The organism is Pseudaminobacter soli (ex Li et al. 2025), assembly GCF_003012705.1.
GTDB classification, from domain to species: domain Bacteria; phylum Pseudomonadota; class Alphaproteobacteria; order Rhizobiales; family Rhizobiaceae; genus Pseudaminobacter; species Pseudaminobacter soli.
Genome location: NZ_PXYL01000014.1, coordinates 60,746 through 84,769, shown reverse-complemented (window position 1 = coordinate 84,769; position 24,024 = coordinate 60,746). Strand labels below are relative to the sequence as shown.

General features: G+C 64.5%; 22 protein-coding genes and 1 tRNA gene. 11 read left to right on the top strand and 12 right to left on the bottom strand.

Annotated features, from left to right (window positions below):
• The first annotated feature begins 34 nt into the window (after positions 1-34).
• A complete protein-coding gene (locus tag C7I85_RS22510) occupies positions 35-382 on the top strand; it encodes an ArsR/SmtB family transcription factor (protein WP_106726266.1) in 348 nt (115 codons plus the stop codon).
• On the top strand, positions 366-851 hold the full coding sequence (locus tag C7I85_RS22505) for an SRPBCC domain-containing protein (RefSeq protein ID WP_106726265.1): 486 nt from the start codon (positions 366-368) through the stop codon (positions 849-851). The genes C7I85_RS22510 and C7I85_RS22505 overlap by 17 nt, the downstream gene beginning before the upstream one ends.
• A 148-nt stretch (positions 852-999) precedes the next feature.
• On the opposite strand, the gene C7I85_RS22500 is transcribed toward C7I85_RS22505, so the two are convergent.
• Both C7I85_RS22500 and C7I85_RS22495 read right to left on the bottom strand, forming a co-directional pair.
• Complete coding sequence (locus tag C7I85_RS22500; RefSeq protein ID WP_106726264.1) at positions 1,000-1,974, bottom strand: complex I NDUFA9 subunit family protein; 975 nt, start codon at positions 1,972-1,974, stop codon at positions 1,000-1,002.
• 276 nt (positions 1,975-2,250) lie between these two features.
• Positions 2,251-2,703 carry a DoxX family protein gene (locus tag C7I85_RS22495; protein WP_106726263.1) on the bottom strand — a complete coding sequence of 151 codons (453 nt, stop codon included), beginning with the start codon at positions 2,701-2,703 and terminating at the stop codon, positions 2,251-2,253.
• Positions 2,704-2,890: 187 nt separating this feature from the next.
• On the opposite strand from C7I85_RS22495, the gene C7I85_RS22490 reads away from it, so the two are divergent.
• Positions 2,891-3,091: a CsbD family protein gene (locus C7I85_RS22490; RefSeq protein WP_106726262.1), complete on the top strand. Its 201-nt coding sequence runs from the start codon at positions 2,891-2,893 to the stop codon at positions 3,089-3,091.
• Positions 3,092-3,189: 98 nt separating this feature from the next.
• On the opposite strand, the gene C7I85_RS22485 is transcribed toward C7I85_RS22490, so the two are convergent.
• Genes C7I85_RS22485 through C7I85_RS22465 form a run of 5 tightly spaced genes read right to left on the bottom strand, consistent with a single transcriptional unit; the run spans position 3,190 to position 7,500 of the window.
• Entirely contained in the window at positions 3,190-4,191 is a 1,002-nt protein-coding gene (locus C7I85_RS22485) for an Ldh family oxidoreductase (RefSeq protein WP_106726261.1), read from the bottom strand.
• A 2-nt stretch (positions 4,192-4,193) separates the two neighbouring features.
• Positions 4,194-5,003 carry an ABC transporter permease gene (locus tag C7I85_RS22480; protein ID WP_106726260.1) on the bottom strand — a complete coding sequence of 270 codons (810 nt, stop codon included), beginning with the start codon at positions 5,001-5,003 and terminating at the stop codon, positions 4,194-4,196.
• A complete protein-coding gene (locus C7I85_RS22475; RefSeq protein ID WP_106726259.1) occupies positions 5,003-5,785 on the bottom strand; it encodes an ABC transporter permease in 783 nt (260 codons plus the stop codon). The genes C7I85_RS22480 and C7I85_RS22475 overlap by 1 nt, the downstream gene beginning before the upstream one ends.
• A 49-nt stretch (positions 5,786-5,834) precedes the next feature.
• Positions 5,835-6,632: a transporter substrate-binding domain-containing protein gene (locus C7I85_RS22470; protein WP_106726258.1), complete on the bottom strand. Its 798-nt coding sequence runs from the start codon at positions 6,630-6,632 to the stop codon at positions 5,835-5,837.
• Positions 6,633-6,684: 52 nt separating this feature from the next.
• A complete protein-coding gene (locus C7I85_RS22465) occupies positions 6,685-7,500 on the bottom strand; it encodes an ABC transporter ATP-binding protein (protein WP_106726257.1) in 816 nt (271 codons plus the stop codon).
• Positions 7,501-7,733: 233 nt separating this feature from the next.
• On the opposite strand from C7I85_RS22465, the gene C7I85_RS22460 reads away from it, so the two are divergent.
• The 3 genes from C7I85_RS22460 to C7I85_RS22450 are packed head-to-tail and all read left to right on the top strand — an operon-like array spanning position 7,734 to position 10,812.
• Positions 7,734-8,582: a dimethylarginine dimethylaminohydrolase family protein gene (locus C7I85_RS22460; RefSeq protein ID WP_245445053.1), complete on the top strand. Its 849-nt coding sequence runs from the start codon at positions 7,734-7,736 to the stop codon at positions 8,580-8,582.
• Positions 8,579-9,226, top strand: coding sequence for a TetR family transcriptional regulator C-terminal domain-containing protein (locus tag C7I85_RS22455; RefSeq protein ID WP_181257280.1), 648 nt, complete (start codon positions 8,579-8,581; stop codon positions 9,224-9,226). Before C7I85_RS22460 ends, C7I85_RS22455 begins: the two co-directional genes overlap by 4 nt.
• Positions 9,223-10,812, top strand: a complete 1,590-nt coding sequence (locus tag C7I85_RS22450; RefSeq protein ID WP_106726255.1) for a 5-guanidino-2-oxopentanoate decarboxylase — start codon at positions 9,223-9,225, stop codon at positions 10,810-10,812. Before C7I85_RS22455 ends, C7I85_RS22450 begins: the two co-directional genes overlap by 4 nt.
• 30 nt (positions 10,813-10,842) lie before the next feature.
• Here the strand turns inward: C7I85_RS22450 and C7I85_RS22445 are convergent, their stop codons facing one another.
• The 4 genes from C7I85_RS22445 to aroA form a co-directional block, all read right to left on the bottom strand.
• Positions 10,843-12,492 carry an MFS transporter gene (locus C7I85_RS22445; protein ID WP_106726254.1) on the bottom strand — a complete coding sequence of 550 codons (1,650 nt, stop codon included), beginning with the start codon at positions 12,490-12,492 and terminating at the stop codon, positions 10,843-10,845.
• Positions 12,493-12,681: 189 nt separating this feature from the next.
• Positions 12,682-14,388: a 30S ribosomal protein S1 gene (rpsA, locus tag C7I85_RS22440; protein WP_106726253.1), complete on the bottom strand. Its 1,707-nt coding sequence runs from the start codon at positions 14,386-14,388 to the stop codon at positions 12,682-12,684.
• Between the two features lie 199 nt (positions 14,389-14,587).
• Positions 14,588-15,235 (bottom strand): (d)CMP kinase, encoded by a 648-nt coding sequence (cmk, locus tag C7I85_RS22435; protein ID WP_106726252.1) that lies wholly within the window; start codon positions 15,233-15,235, stop codon positions 14,588-14,590.
• Positions 15,232-16,590, bottom strand: coding sequence for a 3-phosphoshikimate 1-carboxyvinyltransferase (aroA, locus tag C7I85_RS22430; protein WP_106726316.1), 1,359 nt, complete (start codon positions 16,588-16,590; stop codon positions 15,232-15,234). The genes cmk and aroA overlap by 4 nt, the downstream gene beginning before the upstream one ends.
• Positions 16,591-16,795: 205 nt before the next feature.
• Between aroA and C7I85_RS22425 the strand changes: the two genes are divergently transcribed.
• The 5 genes from C7I85_RS22425 to C7I85_RS22405 all read left to right on the top strand — a co-directional run bounded on the left by C7I85_RS22425 (position 16,796) and on the right by C7I85_RS22405 (position 22,729).
• The gene (locus tag C7I85_RS22425; RefSeq protein WP_106726251.1) at positions 16,796-17,182 is read left to right on the top strand and encodes a TIGR02300 family protein; all 387 of its coding nucleotides are present in this window, start codon (positions 16,796-16,798) and stop codon (positions 17,180-17,182) included.
• A gap of 263 nt (positions 17,183-17,445) precedes the next feature.
• A tRNA-Ala gene (locus C7I85_RS22420) sits at positions 17,446-17,521 on the top strand.
• Positions 17,522-18,160: 639 nt separating this feature from the next.
• Positions 18,161-18,859: a hypothetical protein gene (locus tag C7I85_RS22415; RefSeq protein WP_106726250.1), complete on the top strand. Its 699-nt coding sequence runs from the start codon at positions 18,161-18,163 to the stop codon at positions 18,857-18,859.
• On the top strand, positions 18,856-20,775 hold the full coding sequence (locus tag C7I85_RS22410; RefSeq protein WP_106726249.1) for a hypothetical protein: 1,920 nt from the start codon (positions 18,856-18,858) through the stop codon (positions 20,773-20,775). The genes C7I85_RS22415 and C7I85_RS22410 overlap by 4 nt, the downstream gene beginning before the upstream one ends.
• Before the next feature lies 1 nt (position 20,776).
• Positions 20,777-22,729, top strand: a complete 1,953-nt coding sequence (locus C7I85_RS22405) for a VWA domain-containing protein (protein ID WP_181257278.1) — start codon at positions 20,777-20,779, stop codon at positions 22,727-22,729.
• Between the two features lie 51 nt (positions 22,730-22,780).
• On the opposite strand, the gene C7I85_RS22400 is transcribed toward C7I85_RS22405, so the two are convergent.
• Entirely contained in the window at positions 22,781-24,016 is a 1,236-nt protein-coding gene (locus tag C7I85_RS22400) for a pyridoxal phosphate-dependent aminotransferase (protein WP_106726247.1), read from the bottom strand.
• Positions 24,017-24,024 lie beyond the last annotated feature (8 nt).

Here is a 24,024-nt window from a genome sequence, read left to right as displayed (position 1 = left end):
ACCTATGAGTTAATTAACAAGACGGTTTAGTTCCATGTCGACCGACAGGCTCAGTGCCACCTTCGCGGCTCTCGCCGATCCCACGCGCCGGGCGATTCTGGCGCGGCTGGCGCGCGGCGAGGCGTCGGTGTCGGAACTTGCCGAGCCATTCGATATGAGTCTGCCGGCCGTCTCCAAGCATCTGAAGGTGCTGGAAAATGCCGGGCTCATCACGCGTGGCCGCGAGGCACAGTGGCGCCCCTGTAAGCTGGAGGCCGCGCCGCTGCGCGACATTGCCGGCTGGGTCGAAACCTATCGCCGCTTCTGGGAGGCCAGCTTCGACCGGCTCGATGAGTATCTGAAGGAAGTTCAAAAAGGAGAAGGAAATGGCCCAAGCAGCTAATGCGCGGGAAGAGCAGACGCACGAACTCCTCATCACGCGGGTTTTCGATGCACCGCGCAGCCTGGTGTTCCGCGTCTGGACGAGCCCCGAGCATCTCTATCGCTGGTGGGGGCCGAAAGATTTCACCACGCCTTCGGTGAAGATGGATTTCCGGCCCGGCGGCGCCTATCGCTCGACCATCCGTTCACCGGCGGGCGTGGATCACACCATGGTCGGCACCTATCGCGAGATCGTGGAGCCCGAGCGCATCGTGTTTACCTTCGCCTGGGAGGGCGAGGACGGCGAGCCCGGCATGGACACGCTGGTGTCCGTGACCTTCGCAGACGAGGGCGGCAAGACCAGGCTGACGTTCCACCAGGCGCCGTTCCAAACGATCGAAGACCGCGACTCGCATGTCGAAGGCTGGAGCGGGGTCATGGATCGCCTGGCGGCCTATCTGGCCGTGGGCGACCACGCCGGGCTTCTTTGAGGGAAAGGCGCGGGTGCGCGGCGGGCATGAGGATCGTGCCGCCACGCATGCCCGCTGCTCATGAAAAACGGGCGCCGTGACCAAGTCAGGCGCCCGCTCAAATGTTTCATACCACCGAGGGACAGAATGGCGCCCCGGGGGAAAAGTCTCACGCCTCGTTGTTGCGCGAGAATTGGCCGGCGGCGCGGTAGCGCCACAGATAGCTCGGCAGGATCGTGCCGGTCGACTGCGGTTGGATGCCGATGCTGTCGAAGGTGCGCCCCTCGCGCTCGGCTTCGGCCGACACGACATTGTCGGACTTCAGCAGTGTCACCTGGTCGCTGGTCAGCAGCTTGCCCGGCAGCATGCCGAGCACCGCGCCCTGCAGTTCGGCCGCCCACCACGGCACCGACACCAGCATGCGGCGGCGCTCGATCACTTGCAGCATCTCTTCCATGCACTGGCGGAAGGTCAGAACGTTCGGGCCGCCCAGTTCGTAGGTCGTGCCGCGTTCGACGCTGCCCTCGACCGCGCGCGCAATCGCCTCGGCGACGTCGCCGACATAGACCGGCTGGAAGCGCGTCTCGCCGCCGCCGATCAGCGGCAGCACAGGCGAGTAGCGGGCCATGTTGGCGAAGCGGTTGAAGAATTGGTCCTCCGGGCCGAACACGATGGACGGGCGGAAGATCGTCGCATCGGCGATCGTTTCGCGCACGGCGCGCTCGCCTGCCGCCTTGGTGCGGGCATAGGAGGATTGGGAGTGCTCGTTGGCGCCCAGTGCCGAGAGATGGGTCAGGCCTGCGCCGATCGCGCGTGCGGCTTCCGCCACGGCGCGCGCGCCGAAATCATGCACGGCGGGGAAGCGCTGGCGGCCGCCCTCGGCCAGGATGCCGACGAGGTTGACCACATGGTCGGCGCCTTCTACGGCACGGTCGATCGACCACCTGACGCGGACATTGGCCTGGACGGGCTGGATCTGGCCCATGGCGCCGAGCGGCTGCAGATGGCCGGCAAGATCGGGCCGGCGGCAGCCGACGCGAATGCGGTAGCCGCGCGTTGCCAGCGCGCGCACGACATGGCGGCCGATGAACCCGGACCCACCGAAAACGGTGATGAGCTTGGGGATCTGGAGGATTTCGGTCATGGCTGGCTCCGGTCGTGCCCTTCTAGCTTGTCGAGAGCATCGGACCGAAAAGTGGGATCCGGTTTTCGGAATATTCCGATGCTCATTCAAAGTGCTGGATCGTCCTTTGTGCGTCCGAACGGACGCACGGCGATCCAGGCTCGTTCATAATGATTTTCGCAGGAAAGGCAAAGGGCGAGCGCGCCGGCTTTGTGCCGCATCTCCCAAAAGAAAAGGCCCGCCAGACGCATCCGACGGGCCTTTGATCCTCATCAGGGTAGCGGTTCGGTCCAGGCGTCAGAATTCCTTGCCGATCTTTGCGTCGACAGAATGCCGATTGCCGCCGCGAACGGCGAAGAAAAGGAAGATTGCTGCCCAGAGGATCGACTTTTCGGCGCCGGAATAACCCTGGCCGACGGTGACCCAGTGGAACCACACGGTGACCAGAAGCACGAAGGTTGCCGCAAACGCTGCCGGCCGGGCGAGGAGGCCTATTGCCACGAGAATGCCGCCGAAGAACTCGGTGGCCGAAAGCAGCGGCGACCAGAAGACGCCCGGATAAAAGCCCAGCCCTTCAACCATCTCGGTGGCCCCGAACGGATCGACGATCTTGGTCGCGCCATGCGTCACCAGCGCAAGGCCAGCGACGACCCTCAGGAGCGTCTCGACCCCGTCATGCAGCGAGGCATAGAGGCCGCCAAGGGCGGGAACGATCAGTCGTTTGCTGGAAGGGGCGGTGGCGTCGGTCAAGGCTCTCTCCTGTTGTTGCAACGCACAAGCGGGAGCCCGCCGGTCACCGTCAAGTCAACAAGCTTTGACATAAAGTTGAACATGATATTCATGTTTTCTAAGGGGAACCATAGCCGACAAGAGCCGTTGACTGCCCGGACGGTGCGCGGCGCCGCCGAAAAATCTCAATCAAATCAAGGAGATTCAGATGAACTGGAATCAGGTGGAAGGCAATTGGGAAAAGTTCAAGGGTCAGGTTCAGCAGCAGTGGGGCAAGCTCACCAATGATGATCTGGACGTCATCAAGGGTAAGCGCAAGGAGCTCGCCGGCCGCATCCAGGCCCGCTATGGCACGGCTGCCGACCAGGCCGAAAAAGACATCGACACCTGGCTTTCTCGCCACCACTGATCCCGGGTGATCCCTTTGAGCGTTGCAGCGTAAACGCGAAAGCGCTCCGAATCTTTCAGGAGTCCCGCTAGCGGGCGGGGCTCCTTAATTATTGACCATCATTGGCCCCAGCCGGCGATACGTTTGTAGATTTCCTTGTCGATAGCGATGCCGCTCCGCTCGGCCTTTTCGCGCGCGGCGGCCTTTGCCAGGCCCGGTATGTGAACGCCGTATGTGCCGGAAAGACGATCAAGTTGCGCGGCAAGTCGCGTGGAAAAATCTGGGTCGATCAGTTTTGGGTCCAGCGCCAGAACGAACAGGCCGCTGCCGGGGCTTTGCGAGCCGCTGGTGAAGCCTGGCGCATCGAGCGACCAGTTGGCGCCCGAAATACCCGCCGCCAGCACCTCCACCATCAGCGCGATATTGGCGCCGCGCACGCCGCCAAAGGCGAGCAGGGCGCCCTTCACGGCAGCCTTGGCGTCGGTGGTGGGCCGGCCTTCGGCATCGAGCGCCCAGCCTTCGGGAATATCGCGTCCCTCCTGCGCTGCCTTCCGGACATTGACGAAGGCCGTGGCGCTGGAAGCCTGGTCGATCACCAGCGGCGCCCCGCCCTCGACCGGCGCGGCAAATGCCAGCGGGTTGGTGCAATAGACAGGCTTGGTCGCGCCCGAACCCGCCAGCAGCGCCGGGCCATTGGTGGCGGCAAAGCCGACCAGATCGGCCTCGGCGAGACGTCCGACGAAATAGCCCAACGAGCCGCAGGTGAAGGCATTGTTCTGCGAAAAGACGGCAACGCCGAACTGCCGCGCGGTCTGCGCAAGGTCGTCGAAGGCGCGATCGAAGCCCAGATGCGCCGAGCCGCCCTTGGCGTCCGACAGGATGATGGCGCCGGCCGGCCGCGACAGTTCGGGCTCGACCGTGCCGTCGATACGGCCGGCTTCCAGCGATTCGAGATAGTCAATGAGGTGGCCGATGCCGACGGTTGCCTGGCCATCGCGCTCGGCGTCGACCGAGGCCCGGGCAAGCGCCTCCGCGGTTGCCTCGCCCGCGCCGGCGCGCATTGCCGCTTCCCGGCAAAGCAACAGGGCTTCTTCGAGGCTCAGTGTCACTGTTTCGCTCATGCTCACCCCAGTCGCGTCGGTATCCTGCCTTCGACCTTGCGAAAAGCGAAGACGATGATGCCGGTGATGCAGAGATAAACCAAGGCAAGCAGCAGCAGCGGCTCGTAGACCACAAAGGTCTCCTGCCGCACGCGCGAGGCGACGGCATAGACGTCGACCACCGTGATGGTGGCCACCAGCGGCGTGGCCTTGAGTTGCAGCACGGTTTCGCCAGCGAGCGTCGGCAGAGCCCGCTGAACCGCTTGCGGCAGCCAGATGCGGCGAAAAATCTTCCAGCGGCTCATGCCGAAGGCGCGCGCGGCTTCAAGCTGTCCGCGCGCCACGCCGGCAAAGGCGCCACGCATCACCTCGCCCTCATAGCCGGCGAAGGAGAGCGTCAGGGCCAGCAGGCCATAGGGCCATGCCTGCCTGAGATAGGGCCACATGAAGGATTCGCGGATCCACGGGAATTGCGGGAAGAGCGAGCCCAGCCCGTAATAGAGCAGCCAAACCTGCAGCAGCAACGGCGTGCCGCGGATGATAGTGCAGAACGTCTTGGCCGGCACGGAGAGGATCTTTGGCCCGGTGGCCTGGACGAGGCCGAGCGGGATGGCCAGCATGATGCCGAGCCCCGCACTTGCCAGCAGTAGCCAGATCGTACGCCAGATGCCTCCGATGGCAATCGGCAGATAGCCCGGCAGCCAGTCCCAGCGCATATAGAAGACGGAAGCGAGCACCAGCGCGGCGGCAATCAGTATCAGCACGATCCGGTGCGGCTGCAGCCAGGCCGAAGTCCGTGGGGCGGCTGTTAGGACGGAGGATTCGCTAGACATCACGCCGCGCCCCCCACGGACGGCAGCCCGCGTCTTGCCCAGCGCTCCACGCGGCCGAGGATCAGGTTGGAAAACAGGGTGAGCGCGAGATAGAGCGCGCCGGCGGCCATGAAGAAGGTGAAATAGGCCTTGGTCGCGCCTGCGGCAGTGCGTGTGGTCTGCGTCAGTTCGTTGAAGCCGACGATGGCCAGAAGCGCGGTGTCCTTGGTTGCGATCAGCCAGAGATTGGCGAGCCCCGGTATGGCGAAGGGCAGCATAGCCGGCAAAGTTATGCGCTTCAGCATCAGCATCAGCGGCATGCCGAAGGCGCGCGCGGCCTCGATCTGTCCCTGCGGGATGGCAAGGATCGCGCCGCGCAGCACCTCGGTCGAGTATGCGCCCTGCACGACGCCAAGCACAAATATGCCTGCCACAACGCCGTTGATGTCGGCCGGCGGATAGCCCCAGACGGCAAGCACCCGGTTGATGAGGTCGGTGCCGGCGAAATAGAGGAGCAGGATCAGCACCAGTTCCGGAACCGCGCGGACCAGCGTGGTGTAGACCTCGCAGAGGTCCTTGATCACCGGGTTGCCGTACAGCTTGCCGCAGGCGCCGGCGATGCCGATCGTCAGCCCGAGTATCGTGGCGCCGACGGCGATCATGATGGAGTTCATCAAGCCAAGGAGCAGGAACGAGCCCCGGCCGGGAGGTTCGAGCGCCAATAGCCCGAGGGTGCCGTGTCCGAAGACGGCTGCAAGGAAGTCAGACAGCTTGGTTCTCCTGCTCGGATGTACAGCCGGCATTCCGGGCGGCGGCGCTAGGCACCAGCCGCCCGGTCGAAGGGACTAAGCCTCAGTTGGCCTGGCTGGCAGCGCCGTAGATGTCGAAATCGAAGTACTTCTTGGTGATCTCGGCATATTTGCCGTTGTCGCGAATGGCCTTGATGGCGGCGCTGAGCCTTTCCTGCAGCGCGGTGTCTTCCTTGCGCACGCCGGCACCGACGCCGAGGCCAAGCACTTCATCATCGGGCGCGACTTCGCCCTTGAGGTCGCAGCAGGCCTTGCCGGCGTCCGACGCCAGGAAGTCGCCCAGCGCGATCGAGTCAGCCTGGGTGGCATCGAGGCGGCCGGCGGCGAGATCCTGATTGGCTTCGTCCTGCGTCTGGTACTCCTTGATCTCGGCTGCGGTGTCGCCGAAGTGCTTCTTGGCGTAGGCGGCGTGGATGGTGGAAACCTGGACGCCGAGCACCTTGCCCTTGAGCCCTTCGGGCGTGGCGTCGAACTTCTGGTCCTTGGCGCCGATCACGACCGTCGGCGTGTTGTAGTACTTGCTTGAGAAGTTGATCTCCTTCTTGCGCTCCTCGGTGATCGACATCGAATTCATGATCGCGTCGATCTTCTTGGTCTTGAGCGCGGGGATCAGGCCGTCCCACGGGATAGGTGTCAGCACGCAGTCAAGCTTCGCCTCGCCGCAGATGGCATTGGCGATCTCGACTTCCCAGCCGCCCCACTTGCCGGAGGCATCCTGGGTGTAGAACGGCGGGTAGGCTTCCGGCGAGAAGCCGACCTTGATCTCCTCGGCATGCGCAGCCGCCATGCCCGCAACGCCCAGCATCAGCGCTGCCGCGGCGATCTTCAGACCCTTCATCATATGTAAGACTCCCATTTTATCGTTGAGTGTTCCCGGGGTTTCCCCGCTTGCATCAACCGATGCTGCGGATGAATTGTTTGAGTCGTTCGGATTTTGGAGCGCCGAAGATCTGTTCCGGCGGCCCTTCCTCCTCGACCTGTCCGTTGTAGAGATAGATGACGTGGCTCGCGACTTCGCGCGCGAACTTCATTTCGTGGGTGACCAGGATCATGGTGCGCCCCTCACGCGCCAGATCGCCGATCACTTTCAGCACCTCGCCGACCAATTCGGGGTCGAGTGCGGAGGTCGGCTCGTCGAACAGCATGACGCGCGGCTGGATGGCGAGCGCCCGCGCAATCGCGGCGCGCTGCTGCTGGCCGCCTGACAGGAACGCCGGATAGACATCGCGCTTCTCGGCCAGACCCACACGGGCCAGAAGCTTTTCGGCCGTTGCGATCGCCTCGTCGCGCTTGACGCCCAGCACATGCACCGGAACCTCGATGACGTTTTCCAGAAGCGTCATGTGGCTCCACAGGTTGAAGCTCTGGAACACCATGCCGAGCCGCGAACGGATGCGCTCGATCTGCCGGCGGTCGGCTGGCACGCTATGGCCGTGACCGTCCTTCTTCAGCCGGATCTCCTCGCCATTGACGCGAATGAGCCCGCTGGTCGGATTTTCCAGGCAGTTGATGCAGCGCAGCAGCGTCGACTTGCCCGAGCCGCTGCCGCCGATGATGGCCACCACGTCGCCGTCGCGTGCCGAAAGCGACACGCCCTTCAGCACGTGCAGATCGCCGAATTTCTTATGCAGGTTCTCGATGTGGATGGCCTCGGCCGCGCCGTTCGGCGCCTGGCCGGGTGCTATGTTCGCGGCACCCTCGACGCTCATGCGCAACGCTCCGCGCGACACTCGCCAATCGGTCGAAAGCTTACTCGGCTACTCTTCATGCGATGCGCGATCCTCCCCAAGATCAGCATGGACCCGTCTGCGCGGGCCCGTCAATCCCGAGCATTACGGCACTTGCGGCGTTGTTATGCAAGTGTATAAGTAGCGTCATATGAAATTTTGTTCACTTTTTTCAGCACGAGGAAGCACCAGTGAACGCTTTCGGCTCCCAGTCCATGGCCGCTCCTTTGAAGCGTGTCCTGATGCGATCGGCGAAGAATTCCATGCGCGGAGCCGATCGGGCCGCCTGGCATTACGGGCCCGGTTTCGACCCGGCCAGGGCCGCTATCCAACACGCCGCGCTGGCCGAAATGGTGGCTGCTTCCGGCGCAAAGGTGGAATGGATCGAGGACCGCGAGGACGGGCTCTCGGATTCGGTCTTCACGCATGATCCGTCGCTGATGACCGATCACGGCGCGCTGATCCTGTCCATGGGCAAGGCGCTGCGCAAGGACGAGCCGGCGTTGCACGAGGCAACCTATGCGCGGCTCGGCATTCCGATCCTGGGTCGTGTCGAGGGGGCGGGGCAGGTCGAGGGCGGCGATTGCGTCTGGGTCGACAAGCACACGCTGGCCATCGGCCGCGGCGTGCGCACCAACCAGGAAGGGATCCAGCAGCTGGCCAACATCCTCGGGCCCCATGGCATCCAGGTCTACGGCTTCGACCTGCCGCTGTGGCAGGGCGAGGAGGCGTGCCTGCATCTGATGTCGGTGATCAGCCCGCTGGCCGACGATCTTGCGCTGGTCTATGCGCCGCTTCTGCCCGCGCCGTTCTACCAGATGCTGCGCGGCCGCGGCATCACGCTGGTCAATGGCGATGCCGACGAGTTTTATGCTTCCAACGGCCTCAGCCTCAACGTGCTGCCGACTGCGCCGCGCGAAGTGATCGCGGTGGCCGGCTTCCCCAAGACGCAGGCCGCCATGGAAGCGGCCGGCTGCGTGGTGAAAACCTTCGAGGCCGATGCGCTGTGCATCGCTTGCGAAGGCGGGCCCACCTGCCTGACCCGTCCGATCCTGCGGCAATGACAGCGCATTCCCGCCGCAAATTTCGCCGCGAGGGCGAGGAGCGGCGGCGCCAGGACCTGATCGAGGCAACGCTGGATTGCGTTGCCGAACGAGGCCTGCCGGGCGCCACCGTGCGCGCCATTGCCCAGCGCGCCGGCGTGACCGCCGGGCTGATCCGGCACTATTTTCCCGGCAAGGAAGAGCTCTTGCAGGCGGCCTATGCGGAAATCGTCGGCCGGATGACCGAGCAGGCCAAGGCAGCGCTCGCCATGGAAGGCGCCGGTCCGCGCCGCCGGCTCGCCACGTTCCTTGCGGCCAATCTCGGGCCTCCGGTGGTGGACACGCGGGTGTTTTCGCTCTGGGCGGGCTTCATCGGCCGCGCCCATGCCGATCCTGCGCTGTCGGTCGCGCACCGCGAGGGCTATCTCGACTTTCGCGACGAGGTCGAGGCGCTGGTGGCCGAAGTGCTCGAGGCGGAAGGACGCGCGGCAGGCAAGACGCAGCTGCGCCGCCACGCCATCGCCATCAACGCCATCATCGACGGGCTGTGGATCGAGGGCTGCCTCGCCGGCGACATCTTTGAGCCGGGAGAGCTGGCGGATATCGGCATCGCCACTGTCGAGGCGCTGCTTGAACTGGATTTACGTGAGGAGGAAAAGACATGACCACCGTGGGAGAAGCGCTGATCTCGCTATTGGAGGCGCATGGGGTCGACACCGTGTTCGGCATTCCGGGTGTGCATACGGTCGAGCTCTATCGCGGGCTGGCGCGCTCGAAGATCCGCCATGTCACGCCGCGTCACGAGCAGGGCGCAGGCTTCATGGCCGACGGCTATGCGCGTGTCACCGGCAAGCCGGGCGTGGCCTTTGTCATCACCGGGCCGGGGCTCACCAACACCATAACCGCGATGGGGCAGGCGCGGGCCGATTCCATTCCCATGCTGGTGATTTCAGGCGTCAACGCCTCGCCGACACTCGGCAAGGGGCTCGGCTTCCTGCACGAACTGCCCGATCAGCGCGGCATGATGGAGAAGGTGGCGCTGTTCTCGCAGCGCATCGAGCACGGCCATGAACTGCCCGAGGTGCTGGCGCGCGCCTTCGCGCTCTTCGCCTCCGTCCGCCCGGGGCCGGTGCATATCGAGATCCCCACCGACGTCATGGGCAAGCCGGCGGACGGGCTCGTTCCGCACGCGGTCGAGGCGACGCTGCCCCAGGCCGAAGCCTCTACCCTGGCGGAAGCCGCGCGGCTGGCGGGCGCTGCCCGCCGCCCGCTGATCCTTGCTGGTGGCGGCGCCAAGATGGCCGAGGCGCCCTTGCGCCAATTGGCCGAACTGCTCGACGCGCCGGTGGTCGAGACCGCCAATGCGCGCGGCCTGTTGCACAAGCATCCGCTCGGCGTGCCGGCGAGCCCCAGCCTCAAAGCCGTGCGGGCGCTGATTGCCGAAGCCGATCTGGTGATCGCGGCCGGCACCGAATTCGGCCCGACCGACTACGACATGTATGGCGATGGTGGCTTCGTGAAGCCGCAAAACCTCATCCGCATCGACATCGACGGCAAGCAGATCGGCCGGCATCCAGCCACGCTCGGCATCCGCGCCGATTGCGGCTCGACACTGGCGGGGATGGCGGAACTGCTGGCCTCGTCGCGCCGCAACGCCTCGGAGGAGGGCTGGGGGGCTCCGCGGGCCGAGACGGCACGCAGCCAGTCGCTGCAGGAAATCGGGCCGGTCATGCGCGGCCAGGTCGAGGCGGTCGAGATGATCCGCGACACGCTGCCGGGCTCGATCATCGTTGGCGATTCCACCCAGCCGATCTACGCCGCCAACCTCTACTACGACCACGACCGCCCGTCGGGCTGGTTCAACGCCGCCACCGGCTTCGGCGCGCTGGGCTTTGGCCCGCCGGCGGCAATCGGCGCCGCACTTGCTGTGCCGGATGCGCCGGTCGTCTGCCTGTCGGGTGATGGCGGTTTCCAGTTCACGCTGCCGGAACTGGGCGCAGCACTCGACGCCGAGGCGCCGGTCATCTTCGTCGTCTGGAACAATCGCGGCTATCGCGAGATCGAAACCTCGATGCGCGATGTCGGCGTCGAGCCGGTCGGCGTGTCGCCCGCCCCCCCGGATTTCTGCAAGCTGGCCGAGGCCTATGGCATGGCGGCGGAACGGCTGGAGGCTGTCGCGGATCTCCCAGCCGCGCTGAAGCGGGCACGCGAGACGGGCAAGGCCTGTCTCATCGAGATCGGGGTGGAGTAGGGCGGCTGGCGCGGGCGTACGCCCGCGCCTTCAATGATGCAGGTCGATGATCGGTTTGGGCGGCACCAGTGCCACTGACCAGTCCGTCGGCCGCTCGATCATGCGGTGCACGCGCGGCGGCTCGGCGCCGCTGTGCAGCTTGCGGATGCGTTCGCTGATCACGGCGTCGGCCTGTGTCATGCGCTGGTTGTGGCGCACATATTCGACCCAGGTCGGCGTGTGGTAGGTCTCCATCCACAGCTCCGGGTTTTCGAGGTCGCGCGATAATGTCCACTGCCGCGCACCGTCGCGACGGCGAATGCGTCGACGCTCGGCCATCACGTCGAGGAACGCCGGCACGTCCTCCTCGCGGATGATGTATTCGATCATGATGGCGATCGGCCCGCTGCGCGGCTTGAGGTCAAGCGCCACATGCGGCTCCTTGAAGCGGTTGGCCGGGTCGAGATTGAGCGTCGTCTGCTCGGGCAGCGTGAACCATTTTAGGCCGAGCGCCGCACCCGCGACCAGCACCACCGCCGACATCAGCAGTGCCTCGCCGGCGCCATAGGCGTCGGCCGCGATACCCCAGATCCAGCTGCCCAGCGCCATGCCGCCGAAGGTGGCGGTCTGGTAGAGCGACAGCGACCGCCCCACCACCCAGCGCGGCGTCGACATCTGCACCGTGATGTTGAACAGCGAGAGCGACGTGACCCAGCTTGCGCCGCCGATCAGCAGCGCCACGCAGGTCAGCCACGGCAAGGTGCTCAGGCCGGCAATCGCGGCGCAGGCAGCAAAGCCGATGAAGCCCAGGCGCACATTCCATTCACTGGTCAGCACATTCCGCATCCGCGAGCTGAGCAGCGCGCCGCCAACGGCGCCGATGCCGAAGGCGCCAAAGAGAACGCCATATAGAAGCGGGCCGCCGCGCACGATGTCGCGTGCCACGAGCGGCAGAAGGGCGAGCACCGAAACGGCACTGAAGCCGAAGACGAAGGCACGCAGGAGCACCTTTTCGATGTTGGGCGACATGGCGACATAGCGCAGCCCTGCCGTCATCGCGAGGCCGAAGGGTTCGCGCGGCAGGGTACGTGCCGATACGGGCGGCTTCCAGCGCAGCAGGACGAAGATGAGCGGCAGGTAGCTCACCGCATTGACGGCGAAGGCTGCGGCGGCACCGGCCGCGGCCACGATGGCGCCGCCGATCGCCGGGCCGACGCTGCGCGTCATGTTGAAGCCCATGCTGTTGAGCGCCACCGCCGCCGGCAGATCCGAGCGCGGCACCATGTCCCCGACCGAGGCCTGCCAGGACGGGTTGTTGAGCGCCGTGCCGCAGCCAAGCAGGAAGGTGAAGCCCAGCAGCAGCCAGGGCGTCATGGCGCCCAGATAGGCCGTGACGGCGAGCGCGACCGATACGGCCAGCAGGAAGAGCTGGGCGATCAGCATCACCCGACGGCGATTGTAATTGTCGGCGATGGCGCCCGACGCCAGCGAGAACATCATGATGGGCAGGGTCGTCGCGGCCTGCACCAGTGCCACCATGTCCACCGAGTTGGCGATCGAGGTCATCATCCAGGCGGCGCCGACGCTCTGGATCAGGCCGCCGAAATTCGAAGCAAGGCTCGCGGTCCACACAGAGCGGAAGATGCTGTGCTTGAAGGGAGAAAGGGGCGACACCCGCTCGGTCACGGAATGGTCTGTCATTTTCCTAGGCGTGCCACCCTGTCAGATCGCCACGATGGTCGATCATGTGAGTCGGTCGAATTCGTGTCAGCCTAGAGCAATGTCAGCCGCGATGGAATTTCGTTCCGTCCTTTCGGCTGTTGGCCCAAACAAAAACCCCGCCGGATCGCTCCGGCGGGGTTTTCCGTTCACTGGCAAGCGAGAAGACTATTAGTCTTCCTTGCTGCCGCGGTTCTTCAGGGCAGCGCCCAGGATGTCGCCGAGCGAAGCGCCGGAGTCGGTCGAGCCGTACTGGGCAACCGCTTCCTTCTCTTCGGCGATTTCCAGCGCCTTGATCGAGACCTGCAGCTTGCGGGTCTTCTTGTCGAAGGCGATGACGCGCGCATCGACCTTCTGGCCGACAGTGAAGCGCTCGGGGCGCTGCTCGTCACGGTCGCGCGACAGGTCCGAACGCTTGATGAAGGTTTCGATGTCGTGGTCGACGAGACGCACTTCGAGACCACCATCCTTGATACCGGTCACTTCGGCGGTGACGACGGCGTTCTTGCGCAGTTCACCCGACGAGGCGGCTTCGCCGACGGCGTCACGCGACAACTGCTTGATGCCGAGCGAGATGCGCTCCTTGTCGATGTCGACGTCGAGCACCTGAGCCTTGACCACGTCGCCGCGGTTGTACTCTTCGATGACCTGCTCGCCCGGACGGTTCCAGTCGAGGTCGGACAGGTGCACCATGCCGTCCACGTCGCCTTCCAGGCCGATGAACAGGCCGAACTCGGTCTTGTTCTTGACCTCGCCCTCGACCTGGCTGCCAACCGGATGGTTGCGAGCGAAGGCTTCCCACGGGTTCTCCAGCGTCTGCTTGAGACCCAGCGAGATGCGGCGCTTGGCCGGATCGACCTCGAGCACGACCACGTCGACTTCCTGCGAGGTCGAGAGGATCTTGCCGGGGTGCACGTTCTTCTTCGTCCACGACATTTCCGAAACGTGGATCAGGCCCTCGATGCCCGGCTCCAGCTCCACGAAGGCGCCGTAGTCGGTGATGTTGGTGACCGTGCCGCGGATCTTCTTGCCGAGCGGGAACTTGGTGCCGATCTCGCTCCACGGATCGCTCTCGAGCTGCTTCATGCCGAGCGAGATGCGGTGGGTTTCCTGGTTGATGCGGATGATCTGCACCTTGACCGTCTGACCGATGTTGAGGATCTCGGTCGGATGGTTGACGCGGCGCCATGCCATGTCGGTGACGTGCAGCAGGCCGTCGATGCCGCCGAGGTCAACGAACGCACCGTAGTCGGTGATGTTCTTGACCACGCCTTCGACCACCTGGCCTTCTTCGAGGTTCTGCACGATTTCCGAACGCTGCTCGGCGCGGCTCTCTTCGAGCACGGTGCGGCGCGAGACAACGATGTTGCCGCGACGGCGATCCATCTTGAGGATCTCGAAGGGCTGCGGGTTGTGCATGAGCGGGGTGACGTCGCGGATCGGACGGATGTCGACCTGCGAACGCGGCAGGAAGGCAACAGCGCCGTCCAGATCGACGGTGAAGCCGCCCTTGACCTGGTTGAAGATGACGCCTTCGACGCGCTCACCCTTGTTGAACTTCTCTTCGAGCTTGACCCAGCTCTCTTCGCGGCGGGCCTTGTCGCGCGACAGCATGGCTTCGCCCAAGGCGTTCTCGATGCGCTCGACATAGACCTCGACGGTGTCGCCGATCTTCAGCGTGCCGTCCTTGGCCTTGGCGCCGAATTCCTTCAGCGGAACGCGGCCTTCGACCTTCAGGCCGACGTCGATGATGGCCATGTCCTTCTCGATCGCGGTGATGGTGCCGCGAACGACCTGGCCTTCGCCCGAATGACCATCCGAGAAGGATTCTTCGAGCATGCTCGCGAAATCGTCGCGAGTGGGAATAGCTTGTGACATATGATCTCCTGGAGTGCCCCTCATGAGGGACAGGCGCCTGGGGTTCGTGTTGCGTTGGCCTGCCGGCGTTCCCGGGCTTTTCTAGCCCTGTACCGCTATAAGCGGTTTTTCCGGCGCAAGTGAATGCTGGCAGGCGGGTTCGTGCCCGATATGGAGACCTCCGCAGGTTCCGGCAAGGGAACAGTGCGGAAATTCGTGCTCAGGCAGTGCCTCTCTTGGCCATTGCATCGTCAACGATTGCCTTGGCCGCAAGAAACGCGGCTTCTATATCCATTTCCGACGTGTCGAGCAAGTGCGCGTCCTCGGCGGGCCTGAGCGGGGAATCGGCGCGTCCCATATCGCGCTCGTCGCGGCGCTGGATGTCGGCCAGGATTTCGGAAAACTCGGCATATCCGCCCTTTTCCTCGATCTCGTTCAGCCGCCGCCGTGCGCGCACGTCGGCCGAAGCGGTGAGGTAGAGTTTAACGTCGGCATCGGGGCAGACGACGGTGCCGATGTCGCGCCCGTCGAGCACCGCGCCCGGCGCAGTGGCCGCAAAGGTACGCTGCTTTTCCACGAGCGCCCGCCGCACCGCAGGGATGACCGCCACCTTGGATGCGGCTTCGCCCACATCGTGGGCCGAGAGCACGGCGCGGTCCAGCTGGCCGAGGTCGACCAGGCGTGCCGCTTCCAGCGCATGCGCCTCGTCGTCGAGCGGCCAGCCTTTCAGGATCAGCATATGCGCCACGGCCCGATAGGTCAGGCCGGTGTCGAGAAGGTTGAGGCGGTAATAGTCGGCCAGCCGGCGGGCAAGCGTGCCCTTGCCCGCACCCGCGGGGCCATCGATGGCTATGACGAATCCGCTCACGCTGCCGCGTCCATGGTTTCGATCTTCGCGCCCATGCCCGTCATCAGCCCCATGAATTCCGGGAAGCTGGTGGCGATCATGGTCTGGTCGTCGACGGTGACCGGCTTTTCGGCCGCCAGGCCCATGACCAGGAAGCTCATCGCGATACGATGATCGAGATGGGTCTTCACCGTGCCGCCGCCAAGGCCCTTGCCGCCGGGCTTGCCGCGCACGGCAAGCGTTACTTCGCCTTCGGTGCAGTCTACACCATTGGCTTCGAGCCCGCGCGCGACGGCCGCGAGGCGGTCGCTTTCCTTCACGCGCAGCTCCTCGAGACCCTGCATCAAGGTCTCTCCCTCGGCGAAGGAGGCTGCCACGGCCAGCACCGGATATTCGTCGATCATCGACGGCGCACGCTCGGCGGGCACGGTCACGCCCTTGAGCTCGGATGAGCGCACGCGCAGGTCGGCCACGTCCTCGCCGCCGGCATTGCGCGGGTTCATGAGCTCGATCTGCGCGCCCATTTCGATAAGCGTGGTGATGAGGCCGGTTCGGGTCGGGTTCATCAGCACGTTTTCGATGACGATGTCCGAGCCCGGCACGATGAGGGCCGCCACCAGTGGGAAGCCGGCGGAGGAGGGGTCGCCCGGCACCGCGATGACCTGGCCGGAGAGCTTGCCCTGGCCTTCGATGCGGATGTGGCGCACGCCGTCCTTGTCGGTTTCCACCTCGAGATTGGCGCCAAAGCCCTGTAGCATCTTTTCAGTGTGGTCGCGCGTCATCACCGGCTCGATCACGGTGGTGATGCCCGGGGTGTTGAGGCCGGCGAGCAGCACGGCCGACTTCACCTGCGCCGATGCCATCGGCACGCGGTAGCTGATGGGCGCAGCGACCTTGGGTCCGCGCAGCGTCAGCGGCATGCGGTCGCCGGGCGCGGCATTGATCACCTGCACTCCCATTTCGCGAAGCGGGTTCAGCACGCGGCCCATCGGGCGGCCGGAAAGCGAGGCGTCGCCGATGAAGGTGGTTTCCATATCGTAGGTGCCGACGAGGCCCATGGTCAGGCGGGAGCCAGTGCCGGCATTGCCGAAATCGAGCGGTGCCTTAGGTTCGAGCAGGCAGCCATTTCCGGTGCCCTGGATGATCCATTCTTCGCCGTTTTTCTCGATTCTCGCGCCCATCGCCTTCATGGCTTCGCCAGTGCGCAGCACGTCTTCGCCTTCCAACAGGCCGGTGATGCGCGTCTCGCCCGAAGCCAGGCCGCCAAACATAAAGGAGCGGTGGGAGATCGACTTGTCGCCCGGCATGCGAACCTTGCCGGAGAGCGCGGGCGAGCGGTTCGCCACCGCGGGTTTGGGAAGGGCTTGGTGCGACATGACGATAACCTCTTGGCAAAAACGGAAAAGGCTGGCTTTCCTGTTGCTGGCGCGGTCTCCTATCATGGGTGGCGGCGGCGGTCATCCCCCCGCGGGGGCGAGCGCTCCAAAGGCTTGCGGCAGCGCGAAAAATCGCGTTTTTTTGGCTTTGACAGTGCCCTAAACTGCGGTTAAGGGGACCAACCTTTACAAACGAGGATCTACGGTGGCTAAACCAGAGCTTGGCACAAAGCGCATCGATCCCGAGACGGGGCGTAAATTCTACGACCTCAACAAGGATCCGATCGTTTCGCCCTACACGGGCAAGTCCTACCCGCTCTCCTTCTTCGAGACGACGACTAGTAGCAAGGTTGTCGAAGAGGAGGAGGACGAGGTCGAAGAACGCGGTATCGACACGGAAGAAGAGAGCGCGGACATCGTCTCGCTCGAGGATGCCGATGACGAGACCAAGGGCGACGAGGACATCATCTCCATCGATGACGACGAAGATGTCGACCTCGGCGATGATGATGACACCTTCCTCGAGGACGAGGAAGAAGACAACGACGACGTTTCGGGCATCATCGGCGTCGGCGACGACGACGAAAGCTGATGTTTTGCTGGTGCGCCGCATGGCCGGCGCACCACATCGCCGCGTCCGTTCGGGCGTGCAGGGCGATCTGGCACTTTGAAGAGCATCGGAAATTCCGGGAAACCGGCTTCCAATTTTCAGTCCGATGCTTTGGTTTGAGAAAAAGCTAGAAAGAGGCTTGATCTTCTCAAAATGGGGCGCTAGAAGCCGCCTCACGGTCGGTTCGGGACGAAACGCCAGAACGACCTTCCCGCCGGAAACGGCACCCGGTTATGCCGGATTGTGGGGCCATAGCTCAGCTGGGAGAGCGCTTGCATGGCATGCAAGAGGTCAGCGGTTCGATCCCGCTTGGCTCCACCAAATTCCCCAAGAATTCTTTAGTTTACCAAAACCGTCCAGCGCTGCAGCGGGTTCGCGCGGCGTGGCTTCGTTTCCCGCAATCCGCGGAATTCCTGGCTTTTCCTTCAGGTGCGCTGCGTTCGAGAAGCATCCGGCTCTAGCTCAAGATCCGAATTGTGCCCCGTCGTCTGATTTGGCCGCGGCCCGTCGATGAATCACTTATCCCGAAAGCGGCCGGACCAAGGATCGGCGAATCACGAATCGCGAGAATCACTGTCGATCCGGGCGCCGGCCGCCGGCTGGCAAGAACCGCCGGATTGCAATATGCTCGCCGCGCCAGTTGGATTTCTGCGGTCGGGGACGGGCTGTGGTGCATTCGGGGACAAATCTTCAGGCTGTGAGGCGCATCGCTGAAGCGCCGTCGCTTGTTCGCGACGGCCAGGCGCCCGCTTTTGCTCACCTCTTCGAGAAGACAAGCCTTTGCCGGCAGGCCGATCTCGGCCTGCTGATTCCAATGCAGGGGAGGGGGTGATGCCTCCATCGCACAGGACCGCCGCCTCCAGTCGTCTCGACGCGGTCGCGCGGGAGAATGGATTGTCCAGGCGCGGTTTCACCTTTGGCTTGCCTCTCGCCCTGGGGGTGTGGCTGAGCGGAGTGCGGATGGCCCGGAGCCAGGAAGAAATCGAGGCGCCCGAGGACGATGTCATGGGCCCTGTCAGCGCGCGCTATCGCAAACTTGCGTCCTACAGCGACCAGGGCACGGTGGAGGTGCGCTACCAATGGCCCGGCAACCCGCTGGTCACGGAGCGCCACAGCTTCCGCACGCTCTTCAGGGCGCCGCGCAACTTCTTCTTCCGATTCGACGCTGATCCGGCCGCCGGTGGCGACGCGTTGGTCATCTGGTGCGATGGAGGCGCCTTTCAAAGCTGGTGGAAAGCGACGGGCGTCCACACCGTGCATGACGGCGGCAAGGGGGCCGTCGCCTTCCTGACCGCGCAATCGCCGACGAAGGATTCGGCAAATCTGATCGCACCGCATCTTTTTCCCCAGGCCAAACTGCCGGGGCCGACCTATGGCCTGATCGAGCCACGCGAAAATGGCGACGACGAGCTTGCCGGCCGCCGCTGCCGCAAGATCGTGGCCGACCAGCGCGTCACTGGCGTGGTGACGGTGGAGAAGCGGCCGACGACGGTGTGGATCGATCAGGACAGCGGTCTGGTTCGCAAGGTGGTGGTCGACGCGGAGGTGAACAGCCCGGCAGGTATGATCGACCAGCGCATATTCCTGATCGAGCCGGTGGTCGACCCAGAACTTTCAGATGACCAGTTCATCTTCGCGCCGCCGGGAAGCGCGCCATGAGGCGGCTTCTGTGGCTGGTGCTCTTTCTTGCGCTGTCGGCGCTCCAGGCGCTTGCCCAGGATGCTGGTGACAGCAGGCAGGTCCAGATCTATCTTGCCGTCGAGATTGCCGACAAGCCGGCTGGCGCCGTCGCCGTGCCCGGGGAAAAGGTCGCCACGGTGCGCGGCAAGGCCGTAAGGATCAGCGGCATCACATCGCGCGATCTTGCGGGCAAGTCGCTTCTGGTCACCGTCACGCCGCCGCAGGAGTTCGAGCCGGACGGTCCGGAGCCGGAAAGCAAGTGCGGGGACGATGACGCGCCGGCGAAGGCGACCACCATGTTCACGCGCGAAAAGCCAAGCGTGCTCAGCGCCGAGGTGGGCCGGGACGGCAATTTCGAAGTCCTGTTCACCCCGAAAGTAACGGGCACGCATGAGGTCGAAGCGGCCGACGCGGAGAATGCCTATAGCGGGACTGCCGAATTCGACGTCACCGAACTGGAGGCCGAGGAACAGTGCGAGGCCATACCGCAAGACGAGATCGAGGAAGAGGCGGCCGGGCTCACCGAGGTGATCTGCGAGGCGACCGATGCGCTGCTGGAGCGCGTCGGCGATCTGCCGCCATCGCCGGCCAAGGATGAATTGGCACAGCGGCTGAAGGAACTCGCCGACGACGGCAAGGAAGCCGTGCCTTGTGGCGAGGCGCCGCAATGGGCGGTCGGCTATCGTCACCTGGAAAAGCTGCGCAAAGAGGTGCCGGCCATTCGGCCTGCGATCGCCCCGGCAACTCGCCAGATCAAGGAATGGTTGCGTGGCGCCCGGCAGGCGCGCGCCGAAGGGCGGCGGGCGATCGCGCAGATCACGCAGGGCAATGTCGTCTGCGACCAGCTCGACGTGATCATAAACGGACTGAAATTCGTCGATTTCTATCTTGGCCTGATTATCGAGCCGGAAAATTTCCTCGGCGACTGGGCAAAGGAGAACATCCCGACCAAGCTGGTGGGAATGATCCCGGCGGTCAAGCAGAACACGGTGCTCAAGGAAAGCATCGAACTCGGTTGGAAGGGGGTGACGACCTACGAGCCCAAGTTGGAGGGCGGCCGGATAAAGATCTCCCCCCAAGGCTTCGAACGTTTGCTGGCCCACCAGAAGATGGCGACCGCAATTTCCACTTTCTTGGCAAACCGAGTTTTCGAGGCGCTCTGCCAGACCTTCCAGGGGCCGATCGAGGGCACGATGTCGGCTGAATTCAGCGCCCCCAGCGGGATCTGGTGGCAATATTCGATCGGCATCACCGGCCAGCTCATCCTGCGCTATCCAAAGGACGCTAAGGGTGACGTGATTGCGCTTACCGGCGAATTCGTCGGCAATGCGAAGAGCATCAAGTCCTGGGACAATGCCGTGCCGGTGCTGTTTCCCGGCCTCGCCCAGGGAACGGTATTCCGCACCCTGCGCATTGAGCCCTTCGTGCTGGACGACTTCCCGGCCATCTATGAAAAGAATCTCGGCGTCAGCAAAAATCAGGTCGCGCCCGACTTCAACCCGGTCAAATCCATCATCGACCAGGGCGGCTTGATAACCCAATACGTCATGACGCCGGCCTTCTTCCGCGTGCCGGTACGGGCCGAACTGCGCGAAAAGACCTTGCGCCTGGAGCTTCAGCCGGCGGCGGTCGATTTCGACGATCTGCGTGTGAAGGTCGTCCACATCATGCTGCCGGTGCTGAGCCTGTGGCCGGAGGTCATCGACTATGCTCTGCCTTACAAGGGAGCGCATTTCATCATGACGCGCGCCATGAACGACGGCCCCGTCACCTTCGACGTAGAGCGCGCCGGCCTGACCATGAAGATATCGAAAGCCTTTACGCGCAAGAAGAACACGCAAGGGACGACCGGCGCCTACACGCTGACGGTCGATGCCTGCAACCCGGGATGCTAGTATGAGGTCCAGCCTTCTCGCCTTCCTGATCATGCTCGCCATGGGCGCATTCGCCCGTGCCGACCAGCCCGCCCCGTCGGTGATCATCCTCGACGCCTCCGGCAGCATGGCGGCCCGGGAGCCGGATGGAGATACCAAGCTCGACGCGGCAAGGAGGGTGGTGACCGAGACGCTTGCGAAATGGCCGGCGGGGGGCGAGCTTGCCTTGATCGCCTATGGCCATCGGCGCAAGTCGGATTGCGCCGACATCGAAACTCTCGTGGAGATGGGGCCGGTTTCGGCAAGCGAGGTTCAGCAGAAGCTCAAGCCGCTCAGGGCGCGCGGCAAGACGCCGCTTTCGCAATCCCTGTCGCAGGCGGCAAAGCTGCTGCCCGCCAATGGCGGCTCCATCATCCTCGTCAGCGACGGCATAGAGACATGCAATGCCGACCCTTGTGCGGTGGCAAGCGAGCTCAGGAAAACCAATCCCTCGCTCATAATCCATGTCGTCGGCTTCGGCCTTGCCAAGGGCGAAGCGACGCAGCTTTCCTGCATCGCCGAAAATGGCGGCGGAAAGTTCTTCGATGTCGGCAGCGCGTCGCAACTGACGCAATCGCTGGACACCATCAAGGAAGAGATCGCCGCCGCGCCGGTCGTTTCCGAACCTGCGCCGCAGCCAGCGCCTCCTACGGAACCGGCTCCCGTCCCCGAGCCGCCGCATATCGTGCGCGTCGGTCTCGCCGCCGTGGCGCAGGGGCTGGGGCCCATTGTCGACGCGCCCGTGCGCTGGGAGGTGAAGGACGACAAACATGAGACCGTCTTTGCCGGCGAAAGCCGTGCCCTTTCCCTCGACCTCGCAGCCGGAACCTATGAGGTTGTCGCCAGCGCTGCCAACGCACAAGGCAAGGCGAGTGTCATCGTCACCGGTGAGGAAGGCAAAACCTATGAAGTCGAGGTGCCGGCAGGCCGCCTCGATTTGGCGCTTGCTGCAAACAAGTCGGCCGCGCCCTTCGGTGATCTTGAAGCAGCTGGCGTCCAATGGACCCTGGAGCCGGATGAAGGGCAGGGCAAAGTCGAGATCCCAAGCCTTGCTCGTCCCTCGCTTCTGCTGGCGCCCGGCCGTTACAAGATTGGCGCCAAGCTCAAGGGGCTCGAGGCAACCGCGCTCGCGACGGTCGTGCCGGGTGCGCCGGCTGCGGTAACGCTCGATTTCAGGCTCGGCACGGTCGTGCTGGAAGCCGCTTTCGACGGCGAAGCCGAGACACTGGACGACGCGGCCATGCTCTCCTGGCGGATCGGCGAGGGCGACAGGGCGCAGACCATTTCAGGACAGGCGCGCCCGCGGCTCGTGCTGCCGGAAGGCCGATATCCGGTGACGCTGTCGATTGCCGGGGCGGATGTGCCGGCAAGCGCCGAGGTCAGCGCCGCCGAGGAGCGGGTGGCGCGTGTCGTCGTGGGCGGTGGCGAACTGGCGCTCTCCGCGCGGCTCGGGCCGCAGGCGCCGCCGATCGACGATTGGCGCGACGCGTTCTGGACCCTCGAGCCTGCCCAGGCGCTGTCTCCGGCAAAGACAATCGAGATCCAGCAGGCCGCTCCAAACGCGCCCCTGCCGCCCGGGCGTTGGCACATTGGCCTCAAGAGCGGCACGGTGACGGTGGAAAAGGAGGTCATGGTGGCGCCGGGCAGCAAGACGGCGCTCGACTTTGACTTGGGCGGCTCCCGGCTGACGGCAAGCGCCACACCGGCCGCGGGCGAACGAGCCGCCAACACCGTCTATTCGGTCTTTGCGCTCGATGCGACCGACACGCCGGCTACCGATGCGATCTATGAAGTCGGTTCGTCCGAAGACATGTCGACGATTTTGCCCGCCGGGAAATGGCGCGTGGTCGCAAGCGACTCCGATGGCCGCGCGGGGCAGGCCGACATCGAACTCGGCATCGGCGAGGAACGCAGCCTTGACCTCAAGCTCGAATAGTACCCGGATGGTGCGGCGCCCGACATTGTTTCATATCGGGCGCCGTCTCTGTTAGGCGCCAAGCTTGGCGCAGGCCGCAGCGATGCGCGAAAGCGCTTCCTGCAGCTCTGCCTGGGATGTTGCGTAGGAAATGCGGAAGTAAGGCGACAGGCCGAACGCGCTTCCCGGCACGACGGCGACAAGCGCCTCCCGCAGCAGATAGTTCGTGAAGTCGCGATCGCTCGCGATCCGCTCGCCCGACGGCGTGATCCGCCCGATCATGCCGGCGCAGCTGGCGAAGGTGTAGAAGGCACCTTCCGGAACGCGGCAATCGATACCGTCGATCTCGTTCAGGGCTGCCACCACCAGATCGCGCCGCGCCTTGAAGCTATCACGCCGCTCGGCGATGAAGCCTTGCGGGCCGCTGAGGGCAGCCACCGCCGCCGCCTGGCTGACTGAGGACGGGCACGAGGTGGACTGGCTCTGCACAACGGCCATGGCCTTGATCAGCGCCTTCGGCCCGCCCGCATAGCCGATGCGCCAGCCGGTCATGGCGTAGGCTTTCGACACGCCGTTCACCGTCAGCGTGCGATCCTTGAGCCGGGGCTCGAGCGCTGCCGGCGTGACGAAGTCGAAGCCGTCATAGACGATGTGCTCATACATGTCGTCGACCAGTAGCCAGACATGCGGGTGCCGGAGCAGGACGTCGAGCAAGGGGCGGTAATGCTCGGCACTGTAGGCAGCACCCGAGGGATTGGACGGCGAGTTCAGCATCACCCAGCGCGTCTTCGGCGTGATCGCCTGTTCGAGCTGTTCGGCGGTCAGGCGGAAGCCGGCCTCGGCGTCGCAGGCGATGAGGACCGGCCGGCCCTCGGCGATCTCGACGATGTCCGAATAGGACGTCCAGTACGGGGTCGGAATGATGACCTCGTCGCCCGGATTGAGCGTCGCCATCATCGCGTTGAACAGCACCTGCTTGGCGCCGGTGGCGACGGTGATCTCGTCGAGCTCGTAGGACAGGCCGTTCTCACGCTGGAACTTGTCGCGGATGGCGGCCTTGAGCGCCGGTGTGCCGTCGAGTGCGGTATATTTCGTCTCGCCGCGCTGCATGGCGTCCGAGGCCGCCTGCTTCACATGGTCGGGCGTGTCGAAATCCGGCTCGCCCGCGCCGAGGATGATGACCGGCTTGCCTTCGCGCTTCATGGCTTGCGCCCTGGCGCCGATGGCCAGGATTTCGGAGACACCGATTGCGGAAATCCGCGAGGCCGGCGCAAAGCCGGCCCCTTCGATCTTGTTCATCACGGTCATCGCAGCGC